The organism is Mesorhizobium escarrei, from assembly GCF_935825525.1.
GTDB lineage: Bacteria > Pseudomonadota > Alphaproteobacteria > Rhizobiales > Rhizobiaceae > Mesorhizobium > Mesorhizobium escarrei.
The window spans coordinates 67260-79494 of the sequence record NZ_CAKXZT010000138.1 but is presented as its reverse complement, the minus strand read 5'-3'; the positions used below and the strand labels follow the sequence as shown (position 1 = coordinate 79494).

General features: G+C 58.5%; 9 protein-coding genes, 1 tRNA gene and 1 pseudogene. 4 read left to right on the top strand and 7 right to left on the bottom strand.

The features are described 5' to 3' along the window. Positions 1 to 992 precede the first annotated feature (992 nt). Positions 993 to 1187: pseudogene (locus tag NMG80_RS21905) on the top strand (IS5/IS1182 family transposase); the annotation flags it as partial. Positions 1188 to 1964: 777 nt separating this feature from the next. Here NMG80_RS21905 and NMG80_RS38165 read toward each other — a convergent pair. From NMG80_RS38165 to NMG80_RS21890, 4 genes are all read right to left on the bottom strand, one after another. Then, on the bottom strand, positions 1965 to 2177 hold the full coding sequence (locus NMG80_RS38165) for a YozE family protein (protein WP_367185986.1): 213 nt from the start codon (positions 2175 to 2177) through the stop codon (positions 1965 to 1967). After that, positions 2177 to 4699 (bottom strand): VapE domain-containing protein, encoded by a 2523-nt coding sequence (locus NMG80_RS21900; protein ID WP_254020042.1) that lies wholly within the window; start codon positions 4697 to 4699, stop codon positions 2177 to 2179. The genes NMG80_RS38165 and NMG80_RS21900 overlap by 1 nt, the downstream gene beginning before the upstream one ends. 258 nt (positions 4700 to 4957) lie before the next feature. After that, a complete protein-coding gene (locus NMG80_RS21895; RefSeq protein ID WP_254020041.1) occupies positions 4958 to 6142 on the bottom strand; it encodes a tyrosine-type recombinase/integrase in 1185 nt (394 codons plus the stop codon). A gap of 209 nt (positions 6143 to 6351) precedes the next feature. Further along, positions 6352 to 6428 (bottom strand) — tRNA-Met (locus NMG80_RS21890). 322 nt (positions 6429 to 6750) lie between these two features. Here NMG80_RS21890 and NMG80_RS21885 point away from each other — a divergent pair. Then, a complete protein-coding gene (locus NMG80_RS21885; RefSeq protein ID WP_254020040.1) occupies positions 6751 to 7716 on the top strand; it encodes a Gfo/Idh/MocA family protein in 966 nt (321 codons plus the stop codon). 76 nt (positions 7717 to 7792) lie between these two features. Here the strand turns inward: NMG80_RS21885 and mnmA are convergent, their stop codons facing one another. Further along, complete coding sequence (gene mnmA / locus NMG80_RS21880; RefSeq protein WP_254020039.1) at positions 7793 to 8983, bottom strand: tRNA 2-thiouridine(34) synthase MnmA; 1191 nt, start codon at positions 8981 to 8983, stop codon at positions 7793 to 7795. A gap of 273 nt (positions 8984 to 9256) precedes the next feature. On the opposite strand from mnmA, the gene sciP reads away from it, so the two are divergent. Next, positions 9257 to 9532: a CtrA inhibitor SciP gene (gene sciP / locus NMG80_RS21875; protein ID WP_006203587.1), complete on the top strand. Its 276-nt coding sequence runs from the start codon at positions 9257 to 9259 to the stop codon at positions 9530 to 9532. 457 nt (positions 9533 to 9989) lie between these two features. Here sciP and NMG80_RS21870 read toward each other — a convergent pair whose 3' ends face one another. Further along, a complete protein-coding gene (locus NMG80_RS21870) occupies positions 9990 to 10367 on the bottom strand; it encodes a flagellar export protein FliJ (protein WP_254020038.1) in 378 nt (125 codons plus the stop codon). Between the two features lie 451 nt (positions 10368 to 10818). Between NMG80_RS21870 and ctrA the strand changes: the two genes are divergently transcribed. Beyond that, positions 10819 to 11514: a response regulator transcription factor CtrA gene (ctrA, locus tag NMG80_RS21865; protein ID WP_006203583.1), complete on the top strand. Its 696-nt coding sequence runs from the start codon at positions 10819 to 10821 to the stop codon at positions 11512 to 11514. Positions 11515 to 11632: 118 nt separating this feature from the next. On the opposite strand, the gene NMG80_RS21860 is transcribed toward ctrA, so the two are convergent. Next, complete coding sequence (locus tag NMG80_RS21860; protein WP_254020037.1) at positions 11633 to 12001, bottom strand: response regulator; 369 nt, start codon at positions 11999 to 12001, stop codon at positions 11633 to 11635. Positions 12002 to 12235: the final 234 nt, after the last annotated feature.

The window sequence follows — 12235 nt, the reverse complement described above, 5'->3', positions numbered from 1 at the left end:
TAGAAGCCTCATACTTTTGGTGTGATCACGCGACGAGTCCGCATACAGCTTGCCAGCCTCATGCGAGGCAAATGTACAGCGAATGTCGGCTTTGGAGAGACCTCGGGAACATCGGCAGATGGCGCGACATTGTTGTCGCAGAGCAGGGCTCCGGGCAGTCAGCTCGTGAGGATGATCCGGGTCCGGCTTTCCAGGTCCGACCAACTCACCTGCAGATTTTCTCCTGCCGCATCACCGTCGAAGCCGCGAAGCCGATGATCCGGCCAATTGGTGCAATCTGACAAGGATTGCGTGTCGGTCACGTGCACAACAACGGCGACAAGACCTACGCTTTGGTGCCGTTGGCCTAGCTGCCGATCAGCCTCTACGGCTCGGCCCACATCGCTAATCGATCCATCAGAGTTTAAACTGGACTTCGGCACCTGCGCCGGTCCGCGTTGCAACTGAAATCGAATAACCTCTCAGCTGGAACGCCGTCCCGTCGGGCCCTACGCGGTCGAGGTATAAAGACGAAGGTCGGCTCTCGGTCCAAAGCGGCCCCACATTCGCCAATCCGTCGGCACGGCAATGATCATCATCATGACGCCGAAGGAGCCGTTGACATCAGCACTCGCAGCCATCGTGAAGAAGTTGATGCGGCCACATGCGGAAAGAGAGGACGCTCTACAGCACCGGCAGCGACTTCGCCTACGGCCTGGTGTGGGAGCAGTTCGCCGGCCGCGTTTCAGGATCAGCCCGCGGTGTTCATGTGCGTCCGTTCTATTTCTCTCTGCTTCTGCTGCCGGTGGTGCTGCTGCCATGGGGGCTCTCTCCCGGTCTATGGGCCGCACGACCTTGGGCACGTCTTCGCGACCGGAACGATGTAAGTCAGCGGGATTTCCGAACGCTTCAGTTTCTGGCCGTCTGGTGCATGGGGGAATTGCCTGGTATTCAGTGCCATATCCGGCAAGCAGCCGCACTATCTGCTGCCTGCGCTGCCTCTATTGGTTTCGCAAAAGCGCCGCGTCACACCGGCCATCAAGCGCCAGATGAGCCGCCGCTCGGCGATCGAGCCGGTGATCGGCCACATCAAGGCCGATTACCGAATGGGCCGCAATTATCTCGCATGCGAGCAAGGCGATGCCGTCAACGCCATCCTAGCCGCAACCGGCTACAACTTCTCGCTGCTGCTCAACTGGTTCAGGTAGCTTTTGGGGCTGCTCATCGCGGCGCTGAATCGCCCGGGACGACGACCTTAGGCCGAGGTCGAAGGCGCGCTAGGTAATTTCGCTGTCTCAAATTCGGCTAAGCAGCCGTTAAATGACAAAATCGAAGGACTGCTCCTGGGCGCAAAGCAGGCTATCCCCAGGTACTGGTCGCCTCCGGCGTCAGGTTCAACTGACTTCGAGCCGAATTCGACTATGGCTATTACAGGATGTAGTGGCTCTGGGTCCTTCTTGGCGGCGCTGATGCCGGGAGGGAGGCCCCGAGCGCGATTCACGCGGAATTTGAAATTCTGCGCAGAGAAACGAGATCGAACGTGAGTATTCCTCATGATCCGCCTGAAATGTGAGACATCCTCATGTAAATCGGAAGCTCCGAGGCCAATATTCCTACCTTAACCTGATTTTGGTTAAAATTCTGGCAGAGAAACGACATCGACAGTCTATACAGTTGGGCTTTGGGGAGACTGTATGCTCTAACCCCTTGAAATTGCTATCATTATACAGTCTATACAGTCTATACAGTTGATCTATAGAGAGAGAAATAAAGTAAGAGGTAGAGACAGGCCGCAGGCCACACACATGGACGGGAGGGGGTCGACGTCAGAGATCAGGGAATCAACTGAATAGCCTGTATTTCCTGTATAGACTGTATGATGGAGTGCTGAGAAAATGCGGTAGGTTCGATCATCGCCTACATCGCAGCGGGCAAAAAGAAACCCGCCGAAGCGGGATCAGTTGGATTTAAATGTGAAGATAGATTCAGTTCAATCTTGTCTTCGATAGGTAGTGCCGCCAAACCGTAAGCGCGGCAGCGGTCGCTCCCCGCCTAAGCCGTCGATCGCGGATATATTCAACGATTTGCTCCCAATTTTCGATCGCAGGAAAGCACTGGTCGCCCTGAGCCTGCTTGATGAAGTCGCCATAGGGATTGTCAACGACTCGTCTCGATGTGATGAACTCATTGAATGTCATCATGGTGTCTCCTTTGCTGTTTGGGGTCTCGTGTAGACGCGGCAATTGCCCCACTTTTTGGTGATTTCTCGGCCCTGCACGACGCCGGCAGAGCGCGGCCAGCCGACGAGCAGCATGGCGCGGCCGATCTTGACCGTCTCGGTATGCGGAACAGCGCCGTCGCGACCGAGCATTTCTTCCCAAAGCTGGCGGATGCAGGTCTCGTTGCGGTAGGTTTTGGGGGCGTCGGGGTCCAGGTCGTCGAAGCGATCGTCGGTGCCGATAGGCTGGTCAAGGAAGGATGTGATCTGGCCAGCCAGCACTTCCTCGGCGCTCTCAATGCGACGGCTTTCCTGCATCACGACGGCGGCTTTGGCGGCCTCGTCGGTGAGGTAGAGCGGGAGAGGGGCGCCATTATGCTCGGCTTCCATGCGCCGGAAGATGTGAAGCGCCTCTGCCCACACCTGCAAGATTTCACGGCGCAGCCGGGGATTGTCGATCTGCCCTTCGAGCTTGCATTGAATCGGCCAGAAGCGTCGACCGCCCGTCTGGTCGCGCAGGTACTCGCGGTCGTTGGTGGAGCCGATGAAAATGCACTGCCGGGGATAGTCCTGAACGCGCCGGTCCCATGCCAGACGAGCCTTGTCCTGCGTGCGGCTCACAAAGGCCTTCAGGTCGTTCACTTCCGAGCGCTGCATGGCCGAAAGCTCGCCGATTTCCAGTATCCAAGAGCCCTGCATGGCCTCGATCATCTTGGCCGGCTCGCTGATGTCGCCTGTGAGTTCCATATACCAATGCAAGCCGAGGATTTCGATGAAGGTGGATTTACCCTTGCCCTGCACGCCTTCGAGGATCGGCACGAAGTCGAACTTGTGGCCGGGTCGATAGATGCGGGCGACCGCGCCAACTAGGGTCATGAGAGCAGCCTGGCGATAGTACGGGGTATCGTCGCAGCCAAGGTAGTCGATGAATAGGGTCTCGGCCCGGCATTTGCCGTCCCAGGTCTCCGATTCGAGTAGTTCTTTGACCGGATGGAAGGATCGTTTTATGGCGGCCATGTTGACGCCAGCTTCAAGGTCGCGGGTAGTCACCTTGAGTCCATAACCCTTCAATTGCGTCTTGCTTTCAAGCAGATGACGGATGGCGTTGTCGTGGTGGCCACTCCAAGGATCGCCGTTTAGCGGATCATTGATCTGCCAAAGCTTGCCTTCAAGGTTCACCGGTTCGTGTGAGGAATCGCGCTTCTTCGTTGCCTTTCGGCCGGTTCCACGCAGGACTACAGTTCGTTTGAACTCGCTATAGGCGACTGTGCCGCGCGTGCGAGGATCGCACTCAACAATCAGATTTACATTCGGAAGGGTGCTTTTCAGGGCGCCTTCTTCGTTGCGGTCCAATCTCTGGACCCAATCGGGGTCGTAGTCGTCCTTTTCGGCCGCTTTCGCGGTTGGTTTGGGAGCGCCGCCGACCAAATCGGAGAGATCGTTGGAATCACTCGCGCCGAGTAAATCGGAGAGATCGCTCTTGTCGACCACGGCCGGCAGGTTGAAGCCGTCGTCAAAATCGAATTCTGCCTTGAGCTTGTTGTTACTGGCGATCTGCATCAGCGTCGCCATGCGGACAGGGTTCTTCGAATCTTGGCTAAACGAGCGCCACCTTACAGCAGCGTTTTTCGCCTCGAACTTCTCGGACTGTTTCGCCCATTCGCACCAGCGCTCGAAACCCTCGTTTGAGCCCCGGAACTGGTGGTGCAGCGCCATGCCGACCTGCACATAGTCGTCATAGTGGGCGCCGGCACCGTCGTTCGGAATGTTCTTAAGGATGTCGGCGATCTGCGCGTCATCCAGGTCCATCGGTTCTGATCGCACCAGGTCGAAAAGATCGTCTTCCTCGTCGCTGGCTTCGACGACAGAGCTTTGCACGCCCCACTTCTCGACCGTCTCACCCGGAATGATTGGGCCGATGCCGAACCCGATCATGTCGAGATCGAGATGACGTTCCCACCTATAGGGAAGCTTGGTGTCGGGGTGGATGGACGGTGGCAGCACGACTTGGACGCCTGTGCCGAACAGGTCGATCATCCAGTCACGCTTGACGACGTGTCTCTGCTGCCGTTCGTCCCAAATTTTCTCGAATCCCTTCGACTGAGCGAGGGTTTTCTTGCGCAGGGGCTTGTCGGTGAGGAAATACAGATGCCGACTGTCGCCGCCCGAGCCGCTGATGACCGATGGCAGCGATCGCGCGCCAGGCCACAGCGATTCGACCACGGCCCACGCCTCGGCGGCGAGTTCCGGCTTACGGATGTCCAGGTCGAACACATGAAGGTAGCCGCCCTCGGTCTTCGACGGCTCACCGAGCCGGATGCCGATGTTGGCGTTGTTTCGGTAGCTCGCGCGAAGCAATGCCTCCGTTTGCAGGGGTGCATTCGACCAGTCGTTTGCGATCGGCCGTTTCTCGAAGGGCACCAGCCAATGAAGGGATGCGCCGGCCTCGATCAGTGGGCGGGCGGAACCAAGGACGCTGTCGACCGTGGGAGCATTTGTCATGATGCGGCCCAGCCAGAAAAAACAGAGCGATCAATGAGATAAGATTGTAGAGGCGCTTGCATGACAAGCGCGCTTTTGCTATTGTCGAGGTGCAAAGTCGGTCCTTTCGAGGATTTCAGGGCCGCCCGGTTGGCGCCGAGGCGGGTTTTCCTTTCTGAGTATACAAACGCTATCATACTTGCAGTGCCTATCTGCTGCAAGTGTTTGATTTATTTAACATTTTTTGTGAAAGTGCTTGCGTGGCTCCGCCGCGTTCGGTCACTCCAAAAGGGCGGAAAGATCGTTGGGATCTTTGGCTGTCAGATAATCGGACCACCAAGCCATGAGCCGGCGCCGTTCGTCCAAGTACGCGGCATGATTGTAAGAGCTTCTGACCTTGTTGCCGCTCGAATGGGCCAGCGCCCATTCAATTGCGTCTGCGCTCCAGAGACCTGACTCATTGGCTATCGTGCTGAAAGATGAGCGCAGCCCGTGAATCGTGAGTCGCCCGTGCATGCCCATTCGATAACAGGCGAAAATCATTGTGTTCGCACTTAAGGGCTTGCCACCGCGCGCGCCTGGCACGATCCATTCCGAGTCACCGGCAATCTTTTTCAGTTCCCCCAAAAGCCGCTTGCTCTGTTTCGTCAGCGGCACGAGGTGATCGCGGCCGGCCTTCATTCGTTCGGCCGGAATGCGCCACAGATCGCCGTCGATCTCTGGCCATCGCCCGAACCGCAGTTCATTGGTTCGGACTGCCGTATGCATGATAAATTCAATCGAAAGCGCGGTTTGCCGCTCCCCGTCATATGTGCTGAGCCTGCCGAGAAAGTCGCCGATCTCATTCGCCTTCAGGGAGGCCATATGAACGGGCTTAGGAGTTGCTTTGAGTGCGCCGCGAAGATCGGCGACGGGATCGTGTACAGCGCGACTCGTGGCGATGGCATAGCGGAAGACTGCCCCGATAGACTGGCGAAGCCGCTTCGTTACATCCAACGCCCCGCGCGCTTCGACCTTGCGCAAAACTTCGAGGATTTCCGGCGCGGTGATGCTCGGCACTGAACGCTCGCCAAGATCGGGAAACACGTCCCGAACCAAGCGACTCAGCACCCGCTCGGCGTGGGCAGGGACCCACGATGACTCCTGCGCCCCGTGCCACTCGCGGGCAATGGCTTCGAAGCTGTCATGCGCGCCCGTGGCGGTCTTGCCTTTGATCACTGCAGGGTCGACGCCATCGGCCAGTGCGCGTTTGGCATTCTCGCGTAGCGCCCGTGCGTCAGCCAGTGTCACGCGAGGGTAGGGGCCAAATGACAGGGTCTTTTGCTTGCCGGCGAAGCGATAGTTCATGCGCCATGCCTTGGAGCCAGATGGCGGGAGATACAAATAGAGCCCGCCACCGTCCGACAGTTTCTTGGCGCTGTCTTCCGCTTTGGCAGCCCGGCACGCTGAATCGGTCAATGGCATGATGTGTGTCCCTTGTGTCAGGGTTGTTGGTATCGAGATTTTCGACACTACCAACAATCGATACCAACACAAGCAAATGACTCTCATTCAACTTGACCCGTCAAAACGGATCAAAAGTGGCCTATGTTCACTAAATATGTGAAACTATTGGGATTTTTCGCACAAGCGAGAACGCCCCAAATGGGCTGAATTCGCGTTTGTGAGAGGACTGGTAGCGGGAGAGGGACTTGAACCCCCGACCCCAGGATTATGATTCCCGTGCTCTAACCAACTGAGCTACCCCGCCAGGGCGGCGAAAGGCCCGAAATCCGCCTTAAATCGGCAGGCATGTCGAAGCGTTCGCCAAGGTCGGGCGGATATAAGGTTGGGACGCCAAGCCTGTCAAGCATCGATGCAGCCGGTATCGATGCAGCCGGTCTGGCGCCATCGCATCCTGTCGCATCGCCAAGCTTCACGGTCTTGCGACGTACTTTGTGTGTCCAGGCGGACGCACGTCGCTCTGATGGCCGAAAAGCTTTGCCGGGCAGATAATTGGGTACAGAAATGCCGGGTTGAGTTCGGCGGGGCGCGCCGCTATGTCTCGGCCACGAAATTCTAGAGTTGGAATGATGAAACCGCGCATTGCAGTCCTCGGTTGCGGATACTGGGGCAGCAACCACATCCGCACCCTCAAGGCGCTCGGCGCGCTGCACGCGGTCTCGGACGTCAACCCTGCCCGCGCCGAAGGTTTCGCCAGTGAGCAGGATTGCCTGGCGATCGAGCCGGAGGCGCTGTTTATGCGCAGCGACATCGACGCCATCGTGATGGCGCTGCCGCCGCAGTTCCACGCCGATATGGCGGTGCGCGCCGTCCAGGGCGGCAAGGACGTGCTGGTGGAGAAGCCGATCGCGCTGACGGTGGCCGATGCCGAGCGATCGGTGAAGGCGGCGGCCGACAATGGCCGCGTCTTCATGGTCGGACATGTGCTGCGCTTCCATCCCGCCTTCGAGACGTTGAAGGCGCTGATCGACAATGGCGAGCTCGGCGAGGTCCGCTATATCCATTCGCACCGGCTCGGGCTCGGCAAATTCCACACCGAGAACGATGCGCTGTGGGATCTGGCGCCGCACGATCTGTCGATGATCCTGGCCATCACCGGCACGGAACCGATCGAGGTGCGTGGCGAAGGGGCAGCACTCCTCGACAATCTCAGCGATTTTGCGCATCTGCACATGCGCTTTCCCAACGGTCTGCGCAGCCATCTCTTCGCGTCGCGGCTCAATCCTTACCGCGAACGGCGGCTGACCGTGGTCGGCACCAAGGCGATGGCGGTGTTCGACGATGTCGAGCCGTGGGAGCGCAAGCTCGCCGTCTACCGCCACGCGGTATGGCAAGACAGCGGCCAATGGGCCTTTACCACCAACGAGCCATCCTATGTGGTAGTGGGCGAGGGCATGCCGCTGACGCGAGAGCTCGAGCATTTCGTCCAGTGCATCGAGACGCGGGCAGAACCGCGTACCAGCGGCGAGGAAGCCATCAGGGTGCTGCGTATCCTGACCGCTGGCACGGTTGCCCACACCGGATCGTCTTCCTGAGAGCCGGATCGTCTTCCTGAGAGAAAGTGCGGCTGTATCGGAGCCTGATCCATCCCGACGGAATCGGGATTATCGTCTATTCGGCGGGAATCTGCGCCGGCCGGGCAGCCAGCCGCGTCAGCATCGCCTCGGCCTCGGCGCCGCGTTCGGAACGCTCGATGAAGCCGCCGCCGAAAACGCGGGCCTCGTTGCCGTCGTCGGAATAGAGCACGCAGGCCTGGCCGGGCGCGATACCGGACTCGCCGTCGACCAGTTCCACCGAAGTGATGCCGGCGTTGTGATGCAGCACGGCCGGGCGTGGCGGGCGTGTCGAGCGGACCTTGGCGAAAAGCTCCAGCCCGGCGGCCGGGAAATCTGACAGCGCAGCGTCGCCCAGCCAGTTCATGTCGCGCAAATAGATCTTGTGCGTTTCCAGCGCCTCGCGCGGGCCAACGACGACGCGGGCCCGGTCGGCGTCGAGATGGACGACGTAGAGCGGCTCGCCCGAGGCAATGCCGATGCCGCGGCGCTGACCGATTGTGTAGCGCAAAATGCCTTCATGGCGGCCGAGCACGCGGCCGTCGATATGGACGATGTCGCCCGGATTGGCGGCAGTCGGCTTCAGCTTAGCGATGATATCAGAGTACTTACCCTGCGGCACGAAGCAGATGTCCTGGCTGTCCTGCTTGGCGGCGACCGTCAGCCCCATTTCCTCGGCGATGGCGCGAACCTGCGGCTTCGACAGGCCGCCAAGCGGAAAGCGCAAATAGTCGATCTGCGCCTGTGTGGTGGCGAACAGGAAATAGCTCTGGTCGCGGTCCGCGTCGACCGGCCGGTACAATGCGCGATGGGCGCCGTTGGCGCCGGAGCGGATGTAATGGCCGGTGGCCAGCGCCTCTGCGCCGAGTTCCTTGGCGGTCGCCAGGAGGTCGGCGAATTTCACCGTTTGGTTGCAGGAAACGCAAGGGATCGGCGTTTCGCCGGCCACATAGCTCTCGGCAAAGGGGTCGATCACCGCCTTGCGGAAGCGCTCCTCGTAGTTGAGTACATAATGCGGAATGCCGAGCGTCTCGGAGACGCGGCGGGCATCGTCGATGTCCTGGCCGGCGCAGCACGAGCCGGCCCGGTGCGTTGCCGCGCCATGGTCATAGAGCTGCAGCGTGACCCCGACGACATCATAGCCTTCATGCTTCAAAAGACCGGCAACGACCGACGAATCGACGCCGCCCGACATGGCAACAACGATGCGGGTATCTTCGGGGCGTCCGGGAAGGTCGAGGCTGTTCATGGTTCTTTCGTTCTGCACGGCGCCTGGATGACGGCGCTTGAATGCCGATGGCCGGAATATAGGTCAACCTTTCCGGGTGCGCCAGCTTCGCGAACCGGCAGATTTTTTTAGAATGGATTCGGCGCTTGCGGGCAGATGCCTCAAATGCCGACGAAAAGACTAACGCGGCGTTCATGATCCTTACCTAGCTATTAGCGTTCGCTTAGGCAATTTTTAAAGCTGTGGCGGTAATGTGGTGGGGATTGGGTCTTTGAGTTTTTAGTAGAGAGTACGATGACCGATCTTGTTAGACCGCGCGTCAAATATGTTATCGGGCCTGACGGCAGCCCCCTTACGATTGCCGATCTGCCGCCGACGAACACACGTCGCTGGGTTATCCGGCGCAAGGCCGAAGTGGTGGCGGCGGTGCGCGGTGGGCTTTTGAGCCTCGAAGAGGCATGCCAGCGCTACAAGCTGACCACCGAGGAATTCCTGTCCTGGCAGGCGTCGATCGACGAATATGGCCTTGCCGGCCTGCGCACCACGCGCATCCAGCAATATCGGCATTAAGGTGGTTCGAGGAACTCAAAAGGCGCGACAATCCGCGCCCTTTTTGCGTGTGCGCCAGCATGGCGCGTGGTGCGCAAGCACCGCTTGGTCGGGGTGACTTGTTTCGATCGTCCGGCGCCGTCCCTCATTGCCCTGCCGGGCATTTCCCCCCGTAAACGGGAAGAAAGAAGCTGGCCGCAGCCTTGGCGCTCTTTCTGCGACGCTGGAGATTGGCGAAATCATTGATGACGGCGTCCTTCTCCCCGTTCACGGGGAGAAGAGGGCGGCAGCCAGATGAGGGGCGGCGCGACGCTTGCAAGATGGTCAGGACCGCTGCTCAATCAGATAAGGTCGCGGAACATATACGGGATCTGGTAGCGCAGGCCTGAAACTGGCAGCAGCTCGACCAATGAGCTGCGACGTTCCAGATGAGCAACGCCCTGTTCGCTGCGTGTTGACTGGCCTTGAAGCCTTGTTTTCAGCCGATCATGGCGCTGCGGCCGCCGGTCTCGCCGTCGCGGATCTTGGTGTCGCGTGATTCGAGCATTTCTGCTTTGGAAAGCTCCGCTTCGGCTTCGCCGAGCAGTGATTCGGCAACACTACGCTGCTGGGCGAGGTCACTTTGCGAATTCCTGAGATTGTCGCGGCGCAGGCGCGCTGCCTTGGCGAAGGTTGGATAGGCAAAATGGTTGATGTCGGTGATGCCGGCTTTCTTTTCTTCGGCAGTGATCTGGAGTTCCAGTTCGACAGCCATGCGCTCGAATTCGGCGATCATCATGTCGAGTTGCAGCAATTGCCGCCGCTTCTCGTTCACCTGAAATTGCTTCAGCCGAACGAGGTTTTCACGTGACTTCATGATTCGGTACTCCTGGAAACGCACACCTGCACATATCGTCCAATCCGCCTGGCAAACGCAGGCTTCGACCCGCTTCCACCGACTTTACCAGAACTATGGGAAACAAAATCCTAAAGTTTTTTGCCGGCGGTAACCATTCGTTTACGGGCATTGTTAATCATACGGCTCAGGACTTAAGGCCGGGTAAAAATTCAGGCGCTCGATGCGGAAGCGCGGCCAGCGAGTCCCTGGAGTCACTTAGTCTGGCTTATTAATGTTTTGCATTAGCGGTTTGGTTCTGTGATTCACTATTAGATTCAACAAGGTGTAGAAAGGGGTTAAAAAATCTGATACCGTCAACGGCACGGAATTAGGGTTTGTTAACCATTCGATGGCAGCCTCTGCTCAGGCAATCACTGCTCCGGTCCCGGACGGGTCGTGAAATGGTCCGGCAGCAGAAAAGGGGAATGAAATGCGTGTTCTGCTGATAGAAGATGACAGTGCGACCGCACAAAGCATCGAGCTGATGCTGAAATCGGAAAGTTTCAATGTCTATACGACCGATCTTGGCGAAGAAGGTGTCGATCTAGGTAAGCTTTACGACTACGACATCATCCTTCTCGATCTCAATCTCCCCGACATGTCGGGATATGAGGTGTTGAGAACACTTCGCCTTTCCAAAGTGAAGACGCCGATCCTGATCCTCTCCGGCATGGCCGGCATCGAGGACAAGGTACGTGGGCTCGGCTTCGGCGCAGACGACTATATGACCAAGCCGTTCCACAAGGACGAACTGGTCGCCCGCATCCACGCCATCGTGCGCCGTTCCAAGGGCCATGCCCAGTCGGTCATCACCACCGGCGACCTGGTGGTCAACCTTGATGCCAAGACCGTTGAGGTCGGTGGCCAGCGCGTGCATCTGACCGGCAAGGAATACCAGATGCTGGAGCTGCTCTCGCTGCGCAAGGGCACGACGCTCACGAAGGAAATGTTCCTCAACCACCTTTACGGCGGCATGGACGAACCGGAACTGAAGATCATCGACGTCTTCATCTGCAAGCTGCGCAAGAAGCTCGACGCTGCTTCCGGCGGCCAGAACTACATCGAGACGGTTTGGGGTCGCGGCTACGTGCTGCGCGAGCCGGAAGACATCCGCGTCAGCGCCTGAACTGACGACGCCGATCCGATCGATTTTTCCGACAAAAATCCGGCTTCGGCCGGATTTGGCGTTTTATGTCGCAGATATTGGAGCGCCGATTTCCGCGCCATGCGCCAGCGGCGGCGAATCAGGCTGCAAATCTCAAGGTGCGGAAGCGCTCGAGAAGTTGCGGCCGAGTGAACGGCTTCAGCAGATAGCCTTGGGCGCCGGCGCGCTTTGCCCGCATGATCGAAGCGACGTCGACCTCAACCAGCGAAATCAGGATCTGGGGCTGTATCGGACTTTCCATGGCGCGTACGCGCCGGATGACGTCCTCGGCCTGCATGTCCGGCAAGGCGCCGTCGACAATGATGATATCCGGCATGTCGGCAGTGCACATCTCAACCGCATCAAGCCCGTTAGCTGCTTCGATGACCAGCATGTCGGAACCACCCAGGATGCGCTTTGCAACCCTCCTGATGACGCTCGAATCGTCGATGAACATGCAGCGTTTCATTTCCGGGCCCTCTTTGCCATGCGGCAATCCGGCAGCGTCGCGGTCTGGAAGGCACCGTAGGGTCAATCCGGTAAAGAAGCTGAAAAGCCAATAGGTAAAATTCTTGCAAGAACAGCTTTTACGGAGACTTCTTTACCGATGCTTCGGGCCGACTAGCCTGGGAGGTCCATTTCGTTCGACCGTGATGGCGCGGCAAATATTGTCTGAACAACGCTTGTCTGTTCTTTTCAATCA